Source organism: Streptomyces sp. NBC_01017 (assembly GCF_045162795.1).
Classification (GTDB): Bacteria; Actinomycetota; Actinomycetes; order Streptomycetales; family Streptomycetaceae; genus Streptomyces; species Streptomyces machairae.
Window position 1 is genome coordinate 10,303,767 of sequence record NZ_CP108683.1, and the last position, 20,990, is coordinate 10,324,756.

The 20,990-nt window shown below is 68.8% G+C and carries 15 protein-coding genes and 1 pseudogene; 9 read left to right on the forward strand and 7 right to left on the reverse strand.

Annotated features, from left to right (window positions below; genetic code table 11):
* Window positions 1-529: 529 nt before the first annotated feature.
* Window positions 530-3,280, reverse strand: coding sequence for a SpoIIE family protein phosphatase (locus tag OG331_RS47065; RefSeq protein ID WP_406209315.1), 2,751 nt, complete (start codon window positions 3,278-3,280; stop codon window positions 530-532).
* A 195-nt stretch (window positions 3,281-3,475) separates the two neighbouring features.
* Between OG331_RS47065 and OG331_RS47070 the strand changes: the two genes are divergently transcribed.
* A complete protein-coding gene (locus tag OG331_RS47070) occupies window positions 3,476-4,603 on the forward strand; it encodes a PP2C family protein-serine/threonine phosphatase (protein ID WP_406209318.1) in 1,128 nt (375 codons plus the stop codon).
* Window positions 4,604-4,764: 161 nt separating this feature from the next.
* A complete protein-coding gene (locus OG331_RS47075) occupies window positions 4,765-4,935 on the forward strand; it encodes a hydrophobic protein (protein WP_406209321.1) in 171 nt (56 codons plus the stop codon).
* Window positions 4,936-5,133: 198 nt separating this feature from the next.
* Here the strand turns inward: OG331_RS47075 and OG331_RS47080 are convergent, their stop codons facing one another.
* Entirely contained in the window at window positions 5,134-6,312 is a 1,179-nt protein-coding gene (locus OG331_RS47080) for a N(5)-(carboxyethyl)ornithine synthase (RefSeq protein ID WP_406209324.1), read from the reverse strand.
* Between the two features lie 354 nt (window positions 6,313-6,666).
* Here OG331_RS47080 and OG331_RS47085 point away from each other — a divergent pair, with 354 nt between their 5' ends.
* From OG331_RS47085 to OG331_RS47095, 3 genes are all read left to right on the forward strand, one after another.
* The gene (locus tag OG331_RS47085) at window positions 6,667-6,978 is read left to right on the forward strand and encodes a winged helix-turn-helix domain-containing protein (protein ID WP_406209327.1); all 312 of its coding nucleotides are present in this window, start codon (window positions 6,667-6,669) and stop codon (window positions 6,976-6,978) included.
* A 160-nt stretch (window positions 6,979-7,138) separates the two neighbouring features.
* The gene (locus tag OG331_RS47090; RefSeq protein WP_406209330.1) at window positions 7,139-7,285 is read left to right on the forward strand and encodes a hypothetical protein; all 147 of its coding nucleotides are present in this window, start codon (window positions 7,139-7,141) and stop codon (window positions 7,283-7,285) included.
* Between the two features lie 57 nt (window positions 7,286-7,342).
* A complete protein-coding gene (locus OG331_RS47095; protein ID WP_406209333.1) occupies window positions 7,343-8,209 on the forward strand; it encodes a GNAT family N-acetyltransferase in 867 nt (288 codons plus the stop codon).
* A 354-nt stretch (window positions 8,210-8,563) separates the two neighbouring features.
* On the opposite strand, the gene OG331_RS47100 is transcribed toward OG331_RS47095, so the two are convergent.
* Window positions 8,564-8,998: a subtilase-type protease inhibitor gene (locus OG331_RS47100; protein WP_406209336.1), complete on the reverse strand. Its 435-nt coding sequence runs from the start codon at window positions 8,996-8,998 to the stop codon at window positions 8,564-8,566.
* Between the two features lie 577 nt (window positions 8,999-9,575).
* Between OG331_RS47100 and OG331_RS47105 the strand changes: the two genes are divergently transcribed.
* Window positions 9,576-9,749, forward strand: a complete 174-nt coding sequence (locus OG331_RS47105) for a ferredoxin (protein ID WP_406209339.1) — start codon at window positions 9,576-9,578, stop codon at window positions 9,747-9,749.
* 191 nt (window positions 9,750-9,940) lie between these two features.
* Window positions 9,941-10,708 carry an NPP1 family protein gene (locus tag OG331_RS47110; protein WP_406209342.1) on the forward strand — a complete coding sequence of 256 codons (768 nt, stop codon included), beginning with the start codon at window positions 9,941-9,943 and terminating at the stop codon, window positions 10,706-10,708.
* A gap of 43 nt (window positions 10,709-10,751) precedes the next feature.
* On the opposite strand, the pseudogene OG331_RS47115 reads toward OG331_RS47110, so the two are convergent.
* Window positions 10,752-11,123: pseudogene (locus OG331_RS47115) on the reverse strand (hypothetical protein); the annotation flags it as partial.
* A gap of 195 nt (window positions 11,124-11,318) precedes the next feature.
* Window positions 11,319-14,849 carry a SpoIIE family protein phosphatase gene (locus tag OG331_RS47120; RefSeq protein ID WP_406209345.1) on the reverse strand — a complete coding sequence of 1,177 codons (3,531 nt, stop codon included), beginning with the start codon at window positions 14,847-14,849 and terminating at the stop codon, window positions 11,319-11,321.
* Between the two features lie 939 nt (window positions 14,850-15,788).
* Here OG331_RS47120 and OG331_RS47125 point away from each other — a divergent pair.
* The gene (locus OG331_RS47125; RefSeq protein WP_406209348.1) at window positions 15,789-16,373 is read left to right on the forward strand and encodes a serine hydrolase domain-containing protein; all 585 of its coding nucleotides are present in this window, start codon (window positions 15,789-15,791) and stop codon (window positions 16,371-16,373) included.
* A gap of 62 nt (window positions 16,374-16,435) precedes the next feature.
* Window positions 16,436-17,269, forward strand: coding sequence for a DUF4436 family protein (locus OG331_RS47130; RefSeq protein WP_406210806.1), 834 nt, complete (start codon window positions 16,436-16,438; stop codon window positions 17,267-17,269).
* A gap of 143 nt (window positions 17,270-17,412) precedes the next feature.
* Here the strand turns inward: OG331_RS47130 and OG331_RS47135 are convergent, their stop codons facing one another.
* Together OG331_RS47135 and OG331_RS47140 are read right to left on the reverse strand one after the other, a co-directional pair.
* The gene (locus OG331_RS47135) at window positions 17,413-20,190 is read right to left on the reverse strand and encodes a glycosyl hydrolase (RefSeq protein WP_406209351.1); all 2,778 of its coding nucleotides are present in this window, start codon (window positions 20,188-20,190) and stop codon (window positions 17,413-17,415) included.
* A 349-nt stretch (window positions 20,191-20,539) separates the two neighbouring features.
* The gene (locus tag OG331_RS47140) at window positions 20,540-20,845 is read right to left on the reverse strand and encodes an ANTAR domain-containing protein (protein ID WP_406209354.1); all 306 of its coding nucleotides are present in this window, start codon (window positions 20,843-20,845) and stop codon (window positions 20,540-20,542) included.
* Window positions 20,846-20,990: the final 145 nt, after the last annotated feature.

Consider the following 20,990-nt stretch of genomic DNA (forward strand, 5'->3'; position numbering starts at 1 on the left):
CATTGCGTGGTGACGGTGTTCCGGTTTCCGGATCGGCCCACCGTCGATCACCCCCGACCACCTGCCCGATCTCGTACGGGACTTCGCCCACGCCTCGGCCGCCCGTGCGCCGTCGGCGCGTCCATCGCACCGCTGCCGGAGCTGGCCGACACTCCGGACCGCGGCCGGCGGATCACGGGCAGCCCTGCTGCGGCGGGCGTCCGCGTGGCTGTGGCCGCACACCCAGGCGGTTGCTTGCGACGAACTCGCTGTATCGGACGTGCCGTTCGTCGACCACTGGCTCCGTACGGTGACCCGGCGCCTGGAGAAGGGCCCCTGGACCACCGTCTGCGCCTGTCCGTGAGCTCACGGGTGTCGAGTCTGGATCGAATCGGGGCGTGCGCACGCTCTGTGCCGTCGTCCCCCCCGGCGCCTGTCGGGAGCATGGTGCTGAACGCGTAGGGCGCGCTGGACCGGACTCAATTGGCGCGACGCGCCCTTCGGCCGGTCCTCATATGTCGTCGACGAATCCGGCTGATTGCCGCCGCCTTCACGTCAGGCTTGACGGGTCGGCTGCCTCGTCGTCCAGGGGCGTGTCTGCGTCAGCCGGACTCGGGGCGGGCTGTGCGCCCTCGGGCAGGGCTTGTTCGGCCCAGATCACCTTGCCCTGCGGGGTGTAACGGGTGCCCCAGCGATCAGCCATCTGTGACACCAGGAACAGGCCCCGGCCTCCCTCGTCCGTCGTCGCGGCGTACCGCAGATGCGGTGAGGTGCTGCTGCTGTCGGCCACCTCGCAGATCAGCGCGCGGTCGCGGATCAGCCGCACGTGGATCGGCCCGGCGCCGTAGCGGATGGCGTTGGTGACCAGCTCGCTCAGAATGAGCTCCATGGTGAAACCGAACTCCGAAAGGTCCCACGCTTCGAGCCGCTGGGAAACAGCGTCGCGCATACCCGCGACGGCGGCCGGGTCCGGTGGTACATCCCAGTCGGAGATCCGATCGGGCGGCAGTTCTCTCGTGCGGGCGACGAGCAGGGCGACGTCGTCCTTGGGACGCCCGGGGAGCAGGCTGTCCAGCACGTCCTGGCAGGTCTCCTCGGGCGGCCGGCCGGGGTGGCCCGTCAGCGCATCGCGCAGCAGCTCCATTCCCACGTCCAGGTCGCGCTTGCGGTCCTCGATGAGGCCGTCGGTGTACAGGACGAGCTGGGTTCCCTCCGCGAGGCACAGCTCCGCGGTCTGGAACGGCATGCCGCCGAGGCCCAGAGGCGGACCGGCCGGCACGTCCGGGAAGGTGACGGTTCCGTCGGGGTGGACCAGCGCGGGCGCCAGATGCCCCGCACGTGCCATGACGTAGCGACGCGTCACGGGGTCGTAGATCCCGTACAGGCAGGTGGCGCCCACGACGCCCGCAGCACTGTCTGCCGTCTCGTTCTGGTCGATGCTCCCGACCAGGTCGTCCAGATGGCTCAGCAGCTCGTCGGGTGGCAGATCGAGCGCGGAGAAGTTGTGGACCGCGGTCCGCAGCCTGCCCATCGTCGCGGCGGCGTGCAGGCCGTGGCCGACCACATCGCCGACGGTCAGTGCCACCCGGCTCCCCGGCATGGGAATCACGTCGAACCAGTCTCCGCCCACGCCCGCCTGGGCGGGGAGGTACCGGTAGGCGATGTCGAGTGCGTTCTGGTCGGGCATCGCCTGCGGCAGCAGGCTTCGCTGGAGGGTGACGGCCAACGCGTGCTCGCGGGTGTAGCGGCGGGCGTTGTCGATGCTTATCGCGGCACGGGCCACCAGTTCCTCCGCCAGCGACAGGTCCTCCTCGTTGAAGGGCTCATGCTGCTGCCCGCGCCAGAAACTGGCCATGCCCAGCACGACGCCACGGGCCTGGATGGGGGCGGTGATGAGGGAATGGATGCCGTAGTCAATGATCGCCTGGGCACGCTCCGGGTCCTGCACGCGCCAGCCCGTGGCGGTCGGCAGATCGCTCACCAACTGCGAGTGACCGCTGCCGTAGCCGCGTGCCTGGGGAGTGGAGGGAAGGTAGTCGAAGAGCCTGCCCTGTTCGGAGAGCGGGTGGTTGCCCTGGATGCCGGACACGGCCGCGCGTCGCATGTCCGTCCCCGTGGGTGCCGGCTCGTCGCCGTGCAGGACGGTGTCGGCCAGGTCCACGGTGACGAAGTCCGCGAAGCGAGGAATCGGGACCCGCGCCAACTCGTCGGCGGTGCGCAGCACGTCCAGGGTGGTACCGATGTTGAGTCCTGCGTCGTACAGCAGCCTGAGCCGTTCCCGTGCCACCTCCGCCCTGCCGGTCACTGCCTGTAGCTCGGTGGAGTCGCGCAGCGTCACCACCGTTCCCTTGGGGCCTCCCTTGCGATCCGTGGGCCGCTGGCTGACCGCGAGCAGCCGTTCTCCCGCGAGGTGCACCTCGTCAGTGGCCTCGCGCCCGGAGGCGAGCAGTGCCTTCGTCTCTGGATCGAGGCCCGGCAGTCCCGAGACGAGCCGTCCCTCTACGTCCGGGGGCAGCTCCAGCAGTCGTCTGGCCTCGTCGTTCGCCAGCATCAGGCGCCCGTCGGCGGCCACGATCAGGACCCCTTCCCGGACGGAGTGGAGCACCGTGTCGTGGTGCTGGTACATCAGGGTCATCTCGTCCGGGGCCAGGCTGTGTGTCTGCCGTCGTAGCCGCCTGCCCACCAATACCGTCACACCGATGGACAACGCGAGCGCTCCGGCCCCGGCGCCCAGGATGATCGGTAGTTGCCTGGTCAACTGACTTTCGACGTTCTTGACCTTCATCCCTGCCGAGACCAGGCCCACCACCTTGTTGCCGGCGTTCTCGATCGGGACCGTCGCCTGCACTTCGCGACCGAGCGGGCCGTCGACGCTCTCCACATAGACTTTCCCCGCCAGTGACGGTCCGATCTCGCCCACGAACCGCTTTCCGATGCGGCCCGGCAAGGGGTGCGTGTACCGGATGCCCTCGGTGTCCATGACCACGATGAAGTCCACACCGGCGGCCCGGCGCGCTTCCTCGGTGAGCGGCTGGAGAATCTTGCTCGGATCCGGGGTCTGCAATGCCGCCAGGACGCCTGGTGAGTGCGCGAAGGTCTGCGCCACGGCCGTGGAGCGGCGCTTGGCCTCGGCGCTGGTATCGCGCTCCGACTGCAGGATGAGAGCGAAAACGCCGCAGGCCACGAGCAGCACCACGAGGGCCACCTGGAAGATCAACACCTGCCCGGCCACACTCCGCGTGCCCTTGCTGATCACGCGCTTGACCGAGAGGTGTTGAAAACGGGCGAAGCGATTCGCCATGCGACCTTTTTAACACTGGTGATCCCGAGCGGCCAGGGCCCGCCTGATCCTTGCCTGCCGGCCTCGGGAGTCTGGGCGGCCAGGCGTTGCATTGTCCTCGGCTCCTCCGGGCAGGGCCGTCCGCCGCAAAGGCCGGCGTGCGGTGCATGATTTTCTCCGCGCCCGATGCCCGTTTAGGCCGATATGATGCATTTTGTGATCACGTCTGCACGGCTGAGGCGCCGCCGCCCCGCCTATAGCGGCCGATGGGACGCTGCCCGGCTGTCACCCGTGGTCCTGACCGTCCTCATCGCCGTCCTGGCGTTCTCCACACCCCGGGAGATCGCCATCAGCCGCATTCTGCCCGCCGCACCCGCCCTTGCAGCAGCGATGTGGCCCGTGCTTCCCACGGTCCTGCTGGGGGCGTTCTGCCTGCTGCTCATGACAGTCCTCAGCCTCTTCTACACCGATCTGGGGACGCAGTACACGTCGGCCGCAATCGTCGCGGTCACCTTGGCGGCCGCATACGGGAGTCATGTCCGACTTCAGCGAGAGGAAATACTCTTCCAAGTCAGGCTCGTCGCCGACGCCGCCCAGAAGGTGCTGCTGCGCCCGATGCCGCGCCGCATCGAGGACGTCGAGATCGAGTCGTTGTACCTGGCGGCCCAGGAACAGGCCCGGATCGGCGGCGACTTCTATGAAGCCATCGGTACGCCGCACGGGGTCCGGCTGCTCATAGGCGACGTACGGGGCAAGGGCCTGTCCGCAGTGGGGGTGGCCTCGGCGGTGATCAGTTGCTTCAGGGAGGCCGCGTACGACGAGCCCGACCTGCAGGGCATCATCCATCGCCTGGAGACCACCGTCACGCGCCACAGTGCGGTGTTTCCCGCCCAGGACCAGCCCGAGCACTTTGCCACCGCTCTCCTCGCCGAGATCCCGCCCGACGGCGGCCACATACGACTTCTCAACTGCGGACATCCGCCGCCGCTGATCGCGCATTGCGGGAAGGTCCGGGTCCTGGATCCCGCCGTCCCCTCCCCGCCCCTGAACCTCGCAGCGCTTATCGGTGACCGCTACTGGGTCGACAGCGTCGCCTTCGCCCCGGGTGACCAGTTGCTGCTCTACACGGACGGCGTATCGGAGGCCCGGGACCACGCCGGCCAGTTCTTTCCGCTCCCGGACTGGATGCAGCGGCAGGGCCTGGAGCAGCCCCGCGAACTGCTCGACCAGCTGCACCGGGATCTGCTGCGGCACAGCGGCGGAAGGCTGGATGACGACATTGCCGCCCTCGCGCTGAGGCGCTCCGACGCACAGGATCGGGGAGCCCTCGGCGTGGAAGGCTGATGACGATGCTGGTTCGGCTGATTCGTGCGCCTGCGATCAGCCAAACTGCCCGTTCAGCACGGCGTAGTCGAATTCCCCTGCGCTGCGGAAATATGCATTCAACTATTTACGTGCATGAAGTGGGTGCTGCGGGGCACCTGATTGCGCGGAGGTTGATAATCATGGTTCCCCTGCTTCTCGTTCTGCTTCTCGCCCTGATCCTTTTCGGTGCCGGATTCGCCCTCAAGGCGCTGTGGTGGATCGCGGTCGTCGTCCTGGTGGTCTGGCTGCTGGGCTTCGTGGTCCGGCCGGTCGGTCACGGCGGCCGCAGGAGCCGCTGGTACCGCTGGTAAACAACACCCTGCGCGAAGGGCCCCGCCGAAGATCGCCGGCGGGGCCCTTCGGGATGTCACCGCGGCGCACGCATCCACGGAATTCCACATCGGACCAATGGGGGCGTATTTGCGGGGCAGGGGGTCATGAAACTGTGACGGGCACTCGCAGATGCCGCCTTCCGGCAGTTTCCGGGGCCTCCCCGGGATGCCCCGCCGCTACGGCCGCGACGCCGCTCGGGTCTTTTCGTGGGCATGCGGGTACTCCGCGGTGCGGTGCTGGAAGGCGAGCACCTTGGGGTTCTGGACGACGCCCTGGCGGATCTCGATGGCGTGCCGGATCGTGTCGTCGGCGTCCCAGCCGTCGGGGCCCTGGAGCACGGTGTCCAGATACGGCAGGAGGGCCTCGCTGTTCTCCCAGGTCGCGGAGTTCCACAGGTAGGAGGGGCTGTGGTCCACCCCGTAGTACCTGACATGGTCGCCGACGGTGAACATCGGGTCGGTGAAGGTGGTCGGCCGGGCCCAGCCGAAGCCCATGCCCTCGTCGCAGGAGACGTCGATGACCAGGGTGTCGGGGGCCAGCTTGGGCAGGTCCTCGTCTATCAGGAACATCAGCGGCGCGTCGGTGTCCTGCAGCACGCAGTTGACGATGATGTCGTGTCCGGCGAGGAACTCGGCCAGCGGTAGAGGGCCGTCCTCGGTGAGGGCGACACTGCGTCGTGGGGCGAGTGTGTCGTCGGCCTTGTCGTGGTCGAAGTGGACGATCCGCGCGGAGTGGATGGGGGAGCTGACGGCGGTGACGCCACGCGCGGTGAGGACGTCGACGTCGTGCACGCCCAGGGCGCCGAGCGCGGTCACTGCGCCGCGGGCGGTGGCGCCGAAGCCGATGACGGCCGCGCGCTGCCGTCGCCCGTAGTCGCCTGTCACGCCGGTCAGTTGCATGGCGTGCAGGACCGAGCAGTACCCGGCCAGCTCGTTGTTCTTGTGGAAGACGTGCAGGTTGAAGGCTCCGCTGCGGGTCCAGTGGTTCATCGCCTCGAAGGCGATCAGGGTCAGCCGCCGGTCGATGGCGGCCTGGGTGACCTTCTCGTCCTGGACACAGTGGGGCCAGCCCCACAAAACTTGACCCTCGCGCAGTTCCGCCAGGTCTTGGTGGAGCGGTTTGGCCAGCAGGATGACATCGCAGTCGGCGATGAGTTCCTCGCGCGTGCGGAAGCCCGCGACGAGCGGGGCGAGCCGGCTGTCTGGGACGCCGAAGTACTCTCCGTAGTTTTCCTGGAGGTAGATGCGTTTGCGGAGACCGGCGTCGATGCGGTCGAAATGAGCGGGGTGAACGGGCAGACGGTGCTCGTTTTCCTTGCGGGTCTGCGACATGATTCCGAGCGTGAGCTGCTGCAAAATGCCCCTTTGGTTGCTCCCTGTCTAGCACACCGGGGCAATCCCGCAGCCGAATGCGCCAGGCAGGACCAGGGACGGGCGCACAGGCGGGCGCCGGTTCCGGGCGACTCCGCGTGGCCCTGGGCGCTTCCGGGCAGCGGCATCGGTCTCTGCGGTGATCAGGCCGCACGGTACTGGTCAGCTCTGTCGAGTGCGGCCGATGGGAGGCCAAGCGCAGACCGATCGCTTTGCGCGGCTGTACATGATTCCCGGCATGGGGCACTGTGCCGGCGGCCGGCCGTCGAACACTTCGGACTTGGTGCCGCAAACGGATTGTTCGCCCAAGGGGTCGTCCCGCCAGAGGTGGCCCGCCAGTTGCGTGTCAGCTCGAAGTCGGACTCCCCGTGGCAGCAGGCTTGGCGGGAAGGCGGGGCCGAGGCGTTGGCCTCCCGGGGCGCGAGCGGGCAGCTCTGCAAGCTGTCGCCGCAGTGTCGGGAGAAGCTGGCCGGCTACCTGGAGCAGGGGCCGGCCGCGCATGGCTGGGACCAGGACCGGGTGTGGACCGGGGCGCGGGCGGTGACGCTGATCGGCAGGAAGTTTCACGTCTCCTGCAGCGTCTCGGGCGCGACGAGGCTGACGCGCCGGATCGGCTTCACGCCGCAGGTCCCGGCCGGCAGGGTCACGTAACGCGACGAGAAGGCCGTCACCTCCTGGAAGGAGGTGACATGGGCGGAGGTAGACCACCCGGGCGGCCTGCGGCGGCTGAATCTGCTTCGAGGACGAAGCGGGGTTCACCCGCAGGCCGCCGACCGGACGTACCTGGGGACGGCGCGGCATCACCCCGGTCGTGAAGGTGAACGGCCGCGACTTCGGGCGGGTCTCGGTCGCCGGGCTGATCGGCCGACTCAAGCGCCTCCAGTACCGCCCCGACATCCTCGACGGCTTCCTCGCCGGGATCGGACTCGCCATCGACCTCCCGCCACCATCACACTGAAGCGCTTGATCAGTTAATCGGTTGCATGCCACCGAGACGGGGTGTCAGATCCTGGCTATGACGATTGTGCTGAGTACGCCGACGGCCGACGGGGTGCGCGAGGCCATTGCGGCGCTGCGGGAGTGGCAGCATGACGAAGCGCCGATGCAGCTGCATCCCGGGGACATCGGCTGGAACTACCGGTTCGGAACGGCCGAGACGGCCGCGGCGGTACGGACCTGGAGCCGGAACGGACGGATCCTCGCCGTCGGGATGCTGGATTCGCCGACGCTCGTGCGGATGACGGTCGCTCCCGACGCTTTCCAGGACGAGGACTTGGCGCGGCGGCTCGTCGAGGACTTCTCGCTGCCTGAGCGCGGCGTGCTGCCGGAAGGAGCGGTGTCCATCGAGGCGCCTCAAGGCCTGCTGCTCCACGACCTGTTGACCAAGGAGGGCTGGGGTGTCGACGACCCGTGGACGCCGCTGTTCCGCGACCTCGCCCAAGCGGTGGAGGACCCCGGCGTGCGGATCAAGGCGATCGGCCTGGAGCAGGCACAGGACTTCGCCGACGTCCTGCGGTCCGCGTTCAACACCACCAAGCCCACGCGCGAGTACCGGCACGAGATGTCCGCGGCACCGTTCTACGCTGACGCCCGCTGCCTGGGTGCTTACGACGACCAGGGCAACGCCGCGGCGGTGGTGACGGTCTGGTCGGCCGGCCCGGGGAAGCCAGGACTGGTCGAGCCGATGGGCGTCCACACGGACCACCGAGGCCGCGGCTATGGCCGGGCGATCACCGTCGCCGGGGCGGCCGCACTGCGGGAGATGGGCTCGTCGAGCGTGCGCGTGTGCACGCCGAGCTCCAACGTCGGCGGCGTCGCCACGTACAAGGCGGCCGGGTTCGCGGCGAGGCCGGAGATCGCCGACCGGATCCGGAAGGTCTGACGTCGAGGTCTCCGGACCTTCTCACCATGCCGGAGCACCTCGTACGGCGGCCATGCGCGGGCGGGCGGTGGGTGTTGCGCGACCCGCGCCCGGGCGACCCGAGCCGCTTCGACCGGACTGTCGACAGCGCCCCCGAACGGGCCTGGGTGACGACGGGGCGGGGACACCGAACCCAGGCGTCACCCGCCCCGACCGTGGGGAGATCCGAAGCCCTGTTTTAGGACCACGGTCTCGACCACCCTTCCCACGTGGGGGAGAGGGACCCTTGTGGTTGATGTCGACACGGGCTGAGGTGATGGCGACGGAGTACAACCAAAGGATCCCGCTGGTGAGGCATCTACTGAGCTGTGGGGCTCAGAAGGCGAACGCCGAAGCCCCCTGCGTTTGCTTTATGCAGGGATTGGCGAAGGTGTGCTCGTAGTTCACCCGCGTACCGCGCCATACACCTTCAACGGTGACGACAATGGGACGGTATTCCTTGGTGCAGGGCCGTCCCGTCTCGTTTCCCCGGAGGGTGGCTAAGCGGTCGAGGTCCCCGTTCACGCGGTCCAGGTCCGCACAGGCTTGTCGCGGATCGGGGTGAGTTCCCGTAGTGGTGTACGCACAGTTCACGGTGACCGCGCGCTCCGGTGCTGTGATGGCGGCCTTCTCGCCGTGGCCGGTGGTCATGACCAGGGACGAAGGGGCGTACAGCGAGGCGGGGGCGCTGTGGGCGGGCTCGCTCAAGGGACCCGCGAGGGTTGCGGTGAGCAGGGCTCCTGTCATTGCCCAGCGTGTCATCGGTTGCATGGTGTATCTCCTTTCTGTTTGCGGTGCTCAGTGCCTCGTAGTACCCGTCTTGTTGCGCCTGTCCCACGGCCAAGCAGTTGGTGTCTTTGCTGTCGTGGCAATTCAGACCAAATTGCCTATTCAATCAGTGGCTTGATCGGCTGACCACTCTTCACGGTTGAGGAGGTGAGCGGCTTTTCATTTGGTTCGTCGGTTGCAGGCGTGGCCGATGCACTCGCGTGCGAAATGGCCTGAAACCGGGAAGGGGTGTTTTCGGCCCGGGGTTCGCGCGCTGGCCCGAGCCGTCTCGGACGGGAGCTGGTGCGAGTTCCGCTCCGCGCTGGAGTGCAAGGCAACTGGTGCGGGCGGGACGTCATCGCGCGGTCGACCGCTTCTTTCGCTCCTCCAAGCGCACTCGTGCGTGCTGGTGTTGATGGGAGTGCGGCTGGACGGCTCCAAGGAGCTGAACGCGCCGGCCGAGGGGTTGGGTGAGTCGGCGGAGTCGCGGGCGGAACGCCCTACCGAAGTCCGCCCAGCCCAGCGCGGCGAAGTCGATGCAGCAGATCTGCACCGCGGATGATCGGCTCAAGCAGCTGACATGGATCAGCGCACAGCCGGCGACTGGACGTTGTGCAAGGGGTGCGGCGTGTGGGCGGACTTGGTCCCCGACCACATCACACTCGACGAGTGGGGCGGTCCGTTGGTCGACGGGATCCCGATCCCGGCTCGCCCGGTGAGACGCGCACGTCGTGCAGTCGCCAACTGCCAGTAGTCGCCGTGAAATTCACGGTTGGGTGAGGCCTCCCGCGGCTGTCGGGCCTGCCGGTTGTGGAGTCCTGCGTGTGCCGGACTCGACTCCCGGATTTTGCTCTCCTCTCTCTTGGCGTTGGGCCCCGCCACCAGGAGTCTGTGGTGGACACGTCAAAGCGGCGTGGATGAAACCGTGGCTTGCAGGAGGACTTGGTGCTGAAGAGCGCACGGATCCGGAAGGTTCCGGTGATCGTTGCGGGTGCTTTTGCCCTGGTGTTCGCGGTTCCGGACGTTGCTTTCGCCGCTCCGCCGCCAGCTCTACCGGCCAACGCGGACGCCCTGGACCGCGCGTTCCAGCCCGGGTACGACTACGACAGCGACGGCTGTTACGCGGTGCCCGCGATGGGCCCCGATGGCTCCATCAACGGCGGGCTGAAGACCACCGGGTCCCTCAGCGGGAGCTGCCGGGACGCATCGGACCTTCTCAACACCAACGGGTATTCGCGCTCCAAGTGCAACAACGGCTGGTGCGCCATCATGTACGCCTCCTACTTCGAGAAGGACCAGGCCATCCCGGGCTGGGACCCGTTCGGGCACCGGCACGACTGGGAGCACGTGGTGGTGTGGGTGCAGGACAACGAGGCGAAGTACGTCGCCACCTCGGCCCACGGGGACTTCGACATCTACCCACGCGACAGGATCCGTTGGGACGGCACCCACCCCAAAGTCGTCTACCACAAGGACGGCGCGTCCACTCACTGCTTCAGACCCGCCAACTCCCAGGACGAGCCGCCGGAAAACCATCAGCACACCTGGCAGTACCCTGCCCTGATCGGCTGGAACGGCTACCCGGCCGGCCTGCGCGACAAGCTGGCCGCCGCGAACTTCGGCAGCGCCCACTTCGGGCTCAAGGACGGCAGCTTCGAAGGGAACATCGCCGAGGCGAAGCCCTCGGGGATCCCGTTCGACCCCTACGCGTGAGCTCTCGGGCGCTGGACTTCGTCACCCTCCGGCATCCTGATGGTCAGGAACGGCCTGGCGGCTGGGGCTTGTCCCACAACGATGCGCAAGTAGTTGCAGCAGAGCGGGCGAGAGAGGCGACGAAGCCGGTCAGGGCGGTGAAGTCGTCCTGCCGCAGGCCGATGCGTGGGTTGACATGGTGGAGCAGCACTGGGGCGGGGCGGGGTGGATGGTGGAGATGTGCGCGTGGTCGGCGTCGGTCTGCTCGTCGTCCACCCAGGCGAAGGGTCGGCCGTCGGCGTAGGCCCACCACGGGCTCGGACTTCCAGTGGACTCCGTCCGGCCGCTCTCGCATCAGGTGGTCGCCGAAGTCGACGAACGGCAGTGGCGGGAGGCCGAGGACGGGCCCGATCCACTGGTTGGCATCGCCCATCCAGGCGCGCGGCCCGTCGATGTCCAGAAACAGCAGTGGTCTCCGGCTCACAGTCCCCCTGATCATCACGGCCCCAGCGCAGCGGCACCGCTTACCGCCGAATCGGTACACCGGTCGCGACTGACCAGCGCCACCGCGCAGGGTCCTGTTACGGGCTCTTAGAAATGCCTACGCAGTAGCGGTCGGGCGTACGGCACTTCAGCCGGCTTGCGGGGCGTGAGTTGGAGACGATGGTTCGGCGGTGGCGGCGAGCAGGGCGGTGTCGTCGTCGACCCGGTCGGGGGTGTTCAGCAGTTCCAGGGCTCGTTCGGTGATCTGGTGGGGGTCGGTGCGGGCGGCGGCGGGCAGCGTGCCGCAGGTCTGGCGCAGGGCCTCCATGCAGCCGTCCAAGGACAGCGCCCGGTTTTCCACCAGGCCGTCGGTGTACATCAGCAGGCTGGTGCCGGGCGGGAACGCCACCTCGAGGTCGACCGGGGTGCTGCCCAGTCCCAGCGGCAGCGCCGGGGGCAGCTCCAGATAGGCGGTGTCGGTGGCTATCAGCAGGGGCGGCAGGTGCCCGCTGGCTGCGTAGCGCAGGCGGTGGCGGTGTGGGTCGTAGACCGCGTACAGGCAGGTGGCGAAGCGCTCGGCGGTGAGCGATTGCATGTAGGCGTCCAGCCTGGCCAGTACCTGGGCCGGGCCGGCGCCCTCCATCGCGAGGCTGTGCAGGGCGGAGCGGAGTTGGCCCATCACGATGGCGGCTTCCACGTCGTGGCCCATGACGTCGCCGATGGCCAGCCCCACGGCACCGTCGGGCAGGGCGAGCACGTCGTACCAGTCGCCGCCGACCTCGGCGCCGCGGTTGCTGGCCCTGTAGTGGGTGGCCAGGCGCATCCCGGGCACCTGGGGCAGGCTGTGGGGCAGCAGGGCGCCCTGCAGGGTCAGGGCGAGGCGGCGCTCGTTGTGGTACCTGGCGGCGTTGTCATAGGCCAGGGCCAGGCGGTGGGCGAGGTCCTCCAGATACTTGTGTTCGACCGCGGAGTAGTCGGTGTGCCGGACCAGTACCAGGGCCCCCAGTGTCTGGTCGTGTGCGTGCAGCGGCAGGGCCAGCACCGATGTGGGCGGCGAGTGCGGGCCGGCAGGGGCCGGGGCGGTGCCGTTGATCGCGTGGGTGGCGGCGGCGGCCAGGGTCTCGCGGGCAAGAAGGGGGGTGCCGGCGATGTATTCCGGGGGCGACTGTGCCGGGGCGTGTTTTGCGGTGGTGAGGTGGATGCTGATCTGGTCGGCGAAGTCGGGCAGCAGGATCTGGCCGACGGTTTGAAGTATCTGGTCCGGGTCGAGGGTGGCGGACAGCCGCAGGCCCGCGTCGGCCAGGGAGGCCAGCACGGCCAGCTGGTTGCGGGTCTCGGTCAGGACCTGTTCACGCAGCCGGGACAGTTCCAAGCCGGTGCGGACGCGCGCCAGCAGCTGGCGCGCGGAGAAGGGCTTGGCCAGGTAGTCGTCGGCACCGGCCTGGCGGCCCCGCACGGATTCCTCCTCGCCGGCGCGGGCGGTGAGCAGGACGATGGGCAGGCGGGCGGTGCGCGAGTCGGCACGCAGCGCGCGGACCAGCTCGAAGCCGTCCATGCGGGGCATCATCACGTCGCTGAGCACCAGCTCCACCGGCTGCGCCAGGGCCATCTCCAGGGCGGCCCGGCCGTCGGCGGCGAGCAGTACGTCGTAGTCGGGCTCCAGAAGCTGGGCGAGGTAGGCGCGCATGTCGGCGTTGTCGTCGACGATCAGCAGGCGGGCCCGGCGGGGGCGGTCGGTTTCCAGCCGCCCGGGGGCGTGGCGGGCATCGTGGGTCGCGGGGGCGTGCGGGGTGCGTGCCGCGGGGGTGGCAGCGGCGGGGACGGGGTCGGGCGCCAGCCAGCCCAGCGCCTCGTCCACATAGGCCGTGGCGCGGCCGGATCGGCCGCCTCCGCCTTCCCTGGGGGTTTCCCCGGGGGATCCGGCGTCGGCTGCGGGCCGGTCCGGGTGGGGCCGATGGGTGGCGGCGAACGGGAGGTCCACGGTGACGCTGGTGCCCTGGCCGAGCCGGCTGTCCACGCCCACGGTGCCGCCGTGCGCTTCCACCAGGTCCTTCACCAGCACCAGGCCGAGGCCGCTGCCCTCGTGGGAGCGGGAGCGGGCGCCGCGGACCCGGTAGAAGCGCTCGAACAGGCGCGGCAGCTCATCCGCGGGGATGCCGGTGCCGGTATCGGTCACGGTCAGCCGGGCGCGGTCGCCGGCCGCGGCCACCTGAACCCGGGCGCCGCCGGTGAAGGTGAACTTCAGGGCGTTGCTGAGCAGGTTGAGGATGATCTTCTCCCACATCTCCCGGTCCAGGGACACCGGCTTGGCCAGCGGCGGGCAGTCCACCTCCAGCGTCAGCCCGGCCGCCTCGAAGGCAGAGCGGAACACCCCGGCCAGCTCGGCCGTGGCACCGGCGAGGTCGACCGGCTCGAGGGCCGGACGTAGCTGCCCGGCATCGGCCCTGGCGACCTCCAGGAGGGTGTTGACCTGCTTCAGCAGGCGCAGGGCACCGCGCTCGGCCAGTTCCAGCTGCTCGCGCCGCTCAGGCCGGTCCTCGTCGGCCAGGGCCTGCTGGAGCGGGCCCAGGAGCAGGGTGAGCGGGGTGCGCAACTCATGACTGACGTTGGCGAAGAAGGTGGTCTTGGCCCGGTCCAGCTCGGCCAGCGCCTCCGCCCGCCGGCGCTGCTCGTCGTGGGCGAGTGCGGCGGTGAGCGCCCCGGCCACGGCGGCGGCGAGCACTTCCAGAAAGTCCCGGTAGGCCCCGGCAGGCGGGAAGCAGGGGTTTATGCCCACGACCAGGACGCCGCCCACCTGGCCCGCGCAGTCCAGCGGCAGAGCCAGCGCCTCCTCGACCGGAAGCCGGGAGGCCGCGGCGTGCTGTCCGACGGTGTTGGCGCCGGCGAGCGCGGCGGCCGGCAGCGTGGCAGGGGCACCGTCGGTGACAACCTCCGTCAGCCGGGCCGCGACCTCCGACCCGGCGGCCGTATTCAACGAGACGGGCTCGGGCGCCTGCTGGAGCCCGGTGGAGGCCGCCGGATGCAGCATGCCCGGCTCGGAGGCCAGGTACAGGCTCAGGAACGGGATCTCCTCGGGATAGGAGCCCAGCACCTCCGCGACGACGCGGGCGACCTCGTCCGGGGTGAGCAGCCCGGCGGTGCGGGCGCCGGTCTCGCTCAGCAGGCGCAGCCGGCGCTCGCCCAGTACCCGGCCGGTGGTCTCGGTGATGATCTGCAGCACGCCGCCGGAGGTGCCGTCGTCCAGCAGCACGGGCTGGAAGGAGGAGTCGAAGTAGCACTGTTCCAGAAAGCCGTGGCGCTCCATGATGAGCGGCTCATCGGGAATCAGCATGGACTTGCGGGTGTCGGTCACATAGTGGAAGTGGGAGCTCACGGGGTGGGCCCACACCTCGGGGAACACATCCTTGTAGGGCCTGCCGAGGGCCCAGGGATGCTTGGCGCCGACAATCGGTGAGGAGCCCAGGTTGTACAGCGTGGCGAATTCGGCGCCCCAGTACAGAGCCATGCCGTGCTCAGAGGTGAGCATCAGGCGCAGGGTGTCCACCAGGGGCCCCGGCCAGGACTCGGGGGGCCCGAGCGGCGTCGCCGCCCACTCGATCCCGGCCAGCAGCTCGCCGAAGGCGCCGGCCTCGGCGAACATCCGGGCCGCCGCGGTGCTCGGGTCATCGGGCCGGGTCATCGAGAAATCTTCCTCCTGGCGCCTATGCGATTCGCCCGCGCCCTCCCAGCGCTGCCGACAGCCACTCACTGCGGATCTTCCGTGCAGATCGGACGCCGGATCCGACGGTTCTTGCTGCACTGCTGCCGAAATTGCAGTATCAAAATATCCCAAAATGCGATTTGTCTAAGAAGTGTAAACTTTCACGTTCCGCAACGCCGGGGCCCCGGCCCTCAGCCAGACGTTCCTCTGGCCCGGCAGCACGCGAGGCCGGTGCCCCTACGACGGAAGCAGCCGCGTCCGGTGCCGTCTGGCGCCTGCCGGGTGCGTCGTCCCCTTTCTGGCCGGGACGGCGGAGCGAGGGCAAGGAGGCGGCTGTGAGCCCTAGGGACACGTCCCTTCCGGGGAACCCGGTGACCTCCCATCAGGGCAGGAAGGAACCACGTGGGCGACGTCGCGGACCGTGACGGCGGTGGAGCGACTCAGCGTACGGGCGACGTACGCCCCGTTGCTCGGTGCCGTCTGGGCGTCGAACCCGCCGGACAGGGCGAGGGCCGGGATGTCGCTGCGCTCCGGCGGGGGTGACTCAGCCGAATCAGAGGCAGGCGGCACGCGCTTCGTTGCCGCCACGTCGTCCGCATGCACGTCCTCGGACCACGCCGTAGCGTTGACTACGTGCGTTCCGCCAACACCGCCTCGGCGTCGCCCGGGAGGCCCGTGGCTGTCGGTAGGGAACGGGATCACCTGGCAGAGCGCAGGCAGCTTCCGCATTGGGGGCGCCGGCTGCCAGAGCGTCCTGGTCCTTCTGGCAACTCGGCCCGGTGCCGACCGGCGCCGCAGCACGGCACACCGGTAGCGGCGCGTCCGCAGCGGACTTGATGACCTCAACCCTCCGAGTTCGAGATCGCGCTGGGCCGATCTCGTTCCAGGTGGCGAAAGCAGGTGGTGTCCGTGAATCGGATGGCGTCGTTGTGTACCGCCGGGGGCGCTGCGGCTGTGGTCGTGCGGGCCGGTGCCGCGAACCCGCACAGCGGTGTCCGGGAGACGGGGAGTGGAAAAGCCGATCTGACGACGGGGCGCGCCATCACCTCGAAGACCGTCTTCGACATGGTCTCCAACTCCAGGCAATTCACCGCAGACGCGGTTCTGTTGCTGGCGGGGCGGCACCGACTCGCGCTGAACGACCCCCTGTCCGACAACCTCGACAACCCTCCGGTCCGGGCGCGGGACGTCACGCTGGGCGACCTGATGCGACATACGCGTTTCTCCTACTCCACCTCCAACTGCGTCCTCCTGGCACATGTCGTCGAGAGGGTGACCGGTAAGCGGTTCCGGACCTTCATCCAGCAGGAGTTCTTCACCCCGCTGGACGTGCGCATGACTTTGTCCCCGGCAGTGGACGTTTCCGGAAGGGCGAAGTCGTACGACGAAAAGGGGGACAGCATGAGCCCGGACCGCAACACTGCCGTCACCGTCGTGTGCAACGCGGGCCCACCCGACAACTTCCGTGCGGCGAACCAACTGCTGGACATCTGGACCAAGTGATGCGTCAGGGCCGTCCGGCACCTGCCGCCTCGCCTCGCCCACGACGCTTCGGAAGGTCCATCCTGCCCGTGCTCATCCTCATCGCCTTCTTGATCGTGGCGGCGGTGACCGTTGGCTCGTGGCTGCAGTTCACCGAGCGGCAGGCGGTCGACACGGTGCACACCGTCGGATCCTCGGCCGCCGACCGGGTGGATGTGGAGGCCGTCGTCCAAAGCGTCGACGCCGCGGGCAGAGAGCTGGTACTGCGGGTCTGGGTGACCCCGCGCGGGACCCTCGGCGAGGCGAACGGGGCGGCCCCGGTGGCCGATCTCAGCCTTCAGACCTCGGGGGCGACCGTCAACGATCTGGAGTTCGCGGCGCATGAGCGGCTCGCGACGAGCGACGTGCACGTTGCGCTCACAGGCGGATCGATCAGTGACTACCCGTTCGACACCTACGAGACCGACATCGCGTTCCGGGCGCAACTGGGCGGCAAGCAGGTGCCGGTACGGATGCTGTTCTCCAACGCCGACACGCTCTTCTCGGTCTCCGCGGAACCTGCGCCCTCCCGGCAGGATGCCGTGGTGGCGCTGGAGCTGGCGCGATCGGGCAGCCTGCTCGTCTTCGCGGTCTTCATGATGGTGGTGATGTGGGCGCTGACGGCGGCCGTGCTCATCGGGGCCTGGTACCTGACGACCAGCAGCGAGGGCGTGGTCTGGCCCGGCTTCGCCTGGATGGCCGCCACCCTGTTCGCCCTCGCCGCGTTCCGCAACACCGCCCCCGGCACACCCCCGATCGGCTGCGTGCTGGATTGGTTCGCCTTCCTGTGGGCCGAAACCATCATCGCCCTCTGCCTGATCACCGTGGTCATCACCGGCGTCAACAAGGCACTCCACCGGGACGCGCCGCCCACGTAGTGGCTCCGCCGAACTGGGCCGGCCACGCCCACGGTCAGGCGTATGTGGCGGCACGCCAGGATCTGAGGCGGGTCTACTGCCCGGAGATGTCAGTGCGGCGGGCAAGGACTGGCGCCGTTGCCCGCCGCATGGCTCTCGCCGGATCAGCTGTAGGGGATCACCAACGCGGACTTGGCCGTGCCCGTCTGCAGTTTTGAGGTGCCGTTGCCGATGGCGCTCCAAACTTCGAGACGTACGGTGCCGCCCTTGAGGCTGCCCGGTGTGCCCGTGGACGCCTTGAGACCTCGTGCCTGCGTGTACTCCTCCCATCCGGCGACCGGGTCGGTGGCGAAGTAGTTGTACGTCTCGGTCCGGTCGAAGGTGCCGTCACCGGTGAGGTCGTAGCTGACACGCGCCTGTTGGCCGAGACCGACCGTGGTGTCGGCGTCCACCTGGAGCCGGAACGTGGTTCCGACGCCCGGGGTGAGCGTGCCGTTGACTCCGCGGACCTCGTAGACGAGGGGCTGGTGCGGGGCGCCGTCGTGGTTGGCGCCGCCGGCGGAGGCGATCGTGTCGCTGCCCAAGGTGCCATCGGTCGCTGTGCTCAGGACGCCACCGCTGCGCAGCTGGAAGGTGTTCCCGGTCGGCGGATCGGGGTCGGGGTCCGGGTCCTGCGACCCCGACCCGGTGCCGGTCGCGGTGGAACGAGCAGGCACGGAAAGGGTTTTGCCGTCCGAGAAGGTGACGGTACGGGCCGACGATCCGTGGTTGTGGGCGACGTATGTGCGGGTCGTCCCCTTGGTGAGGACGGCTGAGGTGGGGATGTCGCCGGTCACTGTTGCGTCCGGGGCGCCGAGCGTGTCGAGGGTGTTGATCCAGTGGTAGGTGTGTGCCTTGGACTCTCCCTGCTCCGGGGTGTAGCCGGCGTTGCCCGCGTCCCACTTCGCCTTGGCCGTGGCCGGGTCGGCCAGGGACTGGAACTCCCAGAGGATGTCGCGCCATTCGACGGCCGGGCCCCCGTTCTCCCGCTCCATCTCGGCGATGTTGCGCCGTATGGCGGCCTTCTCACCGCCGAGATGGAGTGATCCGCCGGTGACGGGCAGGACATTGATGCCGTGGATCTCCTCGGGGTTGGCGGTCCACCAGGTGGCGTAGGCGGCGCCGCTGCCCCAGACCATGCCTGCGGTGTCGTGCCCGAACGAGGAGGGGAAGACCTGCTCGTCGGCGTCGAACCAGTACTGGGCTATGGATTCCGACTCGGTGGTCAGCAAGTAGGTGCCGAGGTCACGCAGCGAGGAGTCGCCGGTGGCCGAGCCCCACAGAACGAGGGCTGCGCTGAGGTTGGTGGACTCGGAGGAGGACTCCTGGTTGTTGCCGGCGGCGAAGCCCTGGTGGCCGGATGCCCAGCTGTGGCCGGCGTAGACGTCGAAGCCGCGCAGGAAGGGGAAGGAACCGTCGGTGCGGCTGGGGTTGGCGGTGTCCCGCACGAGGGTCTTGACCATGCCGCCCCATGCGGAGTCGGCGGCCCATCCCTGGTCGTACTGGGCGACGATCGCCGCCGCGTAGACGTAGTAGCTGTAGTGGAAGTGGTGGTCGTTGAGCTCGGTGTCGCTGCCGTAGGACGCGGGATAGCCGGTGAGGGTCTTCCAGTCCTTGTCGTAGCTGAACTCGTTCGCGCCGCCCGCGGTGAACCACTCCTGGAGCTTGCCCTTGATCAGGCCGAGAAGCCTGTCGCGGATGCCGGTCTCACCGATCTGCTCGGCCACCGGAACGAGTTGGGCGAGGCGCCCGAGGGCTTTGCCGGTCCAGTAGGTGTCGGTGGCCCCGGAGAAGGGGTCGGCAGCATTCACGACCTCGTTCAGGTATCCGCGTAGCCGGGCGGCGTCCACACCGTTCGACTTCGGCAGTGCGGGCAGGACCGCCGCCGCCTTCTGTGTCGTGGTGAACGAGGCCGACTCGCGGACCTTCATGGTTCCGCGCGGTGAGACGTACGTGTAGGAGGTGAGGGCGTCCGTGGTGTTCAGCCACTGGTGGCGGTAGAGCGCCTGGAGGGTGCCGCGCTCGGTGCCTTCCTTCGCCTCCGTGGTGAGGGTGTAGGTGGCGTTCACCGTGCCACCGGTGTAGCTCCAGGTCACCTTGGAGTCGGTGACGAAGCTGTAGGCGTACTTCTTGAAGGTTGCCAGAGCGTCGGTGTTCGGCAGCACGGCGACGGAGAAGTAGTCCTTGGAGCCGAGACCGGCGGTGATGGTGGAGCCCGCGACGTTCCAGTCGCTGCCGGTCGGCGCGAAGAGGGCGTAGTGGTGCCCGCCGACGGTGATGCCGAGGACGTTGGTCTGGTCGGCGAAGACGGTGGGCGCACCGGCGGTGGTGATCTGGGCGTTGCCGCCGGAGCCCTTCGCGTATACGAACGGGGAGCCGTGGCCGATGGTGGTGCGCAGGGTGCGGGCACCGTCGGACCACAGGGGCGTGACCGTCCAGTCGGACCAGTCGTCGGCCTTGGTGTCGGGGGAGTTGAGGCCGGCCAGTCCGATGGTGAGGTCGCGCTTGTGGGCGTACTCGTACTGTCGGCCGTCACCGACGATCGCGGGCGACGTCGGGTAGCCGACGTCGAGCCCGCCTGCCGTGGCCTGGTAGGTGAGGGGATGCCCGTACATGGGGGTCGACCACGGGTTGTCGCCGTAGCGCTGGAAGGCGAGGGAGGACCACCAGTCGTTGGTGGGCACGGGCCGGTTCCGGGCGGCGGTGGTCAGCTTGGGTGTGACGGGTGTTCCGGTGTTGGTCGTAGGGCCCGACGTGCCGGCGGGCCGGGTGTCGGAGTAGCTGCCGGAGCCTACGGGAACGGTAGCCGCGGCCGCCGGTACGGCGGCCGGGACCAGGCCGACGACGGCGAGCGCTGAGGCCAGCAGCAGTATGACGGCCGGTCTGGTGCGTGGGGATGGCATGCGGCACCTCAAGTCTTCACAGAAGAGGAGTCTGAGAGCGCTCTCAGATGGCCGGAACGTAAAGCCTCTGTAATGCACGTGTCAATGCATCGAACGCGCCCGGGAGTTGACGACGAACCAAGTCCGTTATGTCTTCGTCCCTTGATGACGAAGCTCGGTGAGGCCGGCTCCCGGCGGGCGCGGACCGGCGCTACGGCTGGCAGTTCCCTTGCTCCGGCCGGTCCGGCCGAACGTCCCTCACTTGTGACCAGGGCTTCCGCCTCCCGAGTTCGCGGGGCGGAACGTTCCCAGGCGCACGACAGCGTCGGTCACCGACGACGATGGCTGGGGCGGAGGGCACCTGCAACTGTCAGCTGCTCGAGGCGTCCGCGACGACAACTGCCCCTGAGGTGACCGGAATGGACACGTCTCCGGGGCAGTGCAGGCAGTGCTGACAGCAGGCGGGGGATGCCGCACGTATGTGTTCTGCGACGGCAGACATTCTGGTGTTGGTGTGCTGGGAGACCTCCCGCAGCACGGTGAAGCCGTCCCACGGCGCTACCTGGCCCACGACGGTCAGGACGCCGACGGTCAGTACGCCGATGGCCTGGTCGACCACGGCGTAGGAGACGACTGCCTGGTGCAGTTGCTGATTGTCCGCGCTCAGCCGCTCCACCTCAGCCCGCAGATTGCTGCCTGCGGCGGGGGCGCCTGGTCAGAGCGATGAAGCCCCGGTCGGCGCGAGCGCGCGGTGACCGGGGCTTCATTCCGTACACGCGCCGGGTGAGTAGCGAGCGCTCGGGTTAATGAAGCCAAGCCTC

Bases quoted from the DNA above. Each gene is read 5' to 3' on its own strand.
- OG331_RS47065 (WP_406209315.1), bottom strand. From the start codon at position 3,280: ATGGCGAATCGCTTCGCCCGTTTTCAACACCTCTCGGTCAAGCGCGTG.
- OG331_RS47075 (WP_406209321.1), top strand. From the start codon at position 4,765: ATGGTTCCCCTGCTTCTCGTTCTGCTTCTCGCCCTGATCCTTTTCGGT.
- OG331_RS47095 (WP_406209333.1), top strand. From the start codon at position 7,343: ATGACGATTGTGCTGAGTACGCCGACGGCCGACGGGGTGCGCGAGGCC.
- OG331_RS47100 (WP_406209336.1), bottom strand. From the start codon at position 8,998: ATGCAACCGATGACACGCTGGGCAATGACAGGAGCCCTGCTCACCGCA.
- OG331_RS47105 (WP_406209339.1), top strand. From the start codon at position 9,576: ATGGATCAGCGCACAGCCGGCGACTGGACGTTGTGCAAGGGGTGCGGC.
- OG331_RS47120 (WP_406209345.1), bottom strand. From the start codon at position 14,849: ATGACCCGGCCCGATGACCCGAGCACCGCGGCGGCCCGGATGTTCGCC.
- OG331_RS47125 (WP_406209348.1), top strand. From the start codon at position 15,789: ATGGCGTCGTTGTGTACCGCCGGGGGCGCTGCGGCTGTGGTCGTGCGG.
- OG331_RS47135 (WP_406209351.1), bottom strand. From the start codon at position 20,190: ATGCCATCCCCACGCACCAGACCGGCCGTCATACTGCTGCTGGCCTCA.